The following is a 578-nucleotide window of genomic DNA, read 5'->3' on the forward strand; positions in this document are numbered from 1 at the left end:
TACACATAGGTCATCGGCGAGTAGCACGGCAAATGGGTTGTCGCCTACAAGCGTCTTGCCAGATAAGATTGCATGGCCAAGGCCCTTCATCTCATGTTGACGTGTAAAAGAAAAGGTATTGTTATGAATAAGATCGCGAATCTCAGAAAGCAGGTCTTCTTTACCCGAACCTTGGATTTGATGTTCTAGCTCATAACTGATGTCGAAATGATCTGCGATAGCGCGCTTTCCACGACCTGTTACAAAACCAAAGTTATTCATCCCAGCCTCTTGCGCTTCTTCAACCCCGTATTGAACAAGCGGCTTGTTAACGAGTGGGAGCATTTCTTTCGGCATGGCTTTCGTAGCAGGCAAAAATCGAGTGCCGTAACCGGCAACTGGAAACAAACAGTTCTTAATCATAAATACAATCCTGGTATTACATAAGTGTCAATATTGTGCAAAACGCGACTAAATCAGCGCGATCTTGGAGCATAAATACAGCCGGTGATGATGGATGCGATGCTTTACAAGTATGTTACACAATCCATGCCGCTTTATAACTAGCTTTGCATAATTTCAGACACAAAATTGGACAA

At 43.4% G+C, this 578-nt stretch carries 1 protein-coding gene; it reads right to left on the minus strand.

Going from position 1 to position 578, the window contains the following annotated elements; all coding sequences use genetic code 11:
• Positions 1 to 402, minus strand: a 402-nt coding sequence (locus tag A3750_RS17280; protein WP_255374889.1) for a sugar phosphate nucleotidyltransferase, incomplete at its 3' end; no start/stop codon positions are given.
• Positions 403 to 578 lie beyond the last annotated feature (176 nt).

This window comes from Oleiphilus sp. HI0079 (assembly GCF_001635105.1).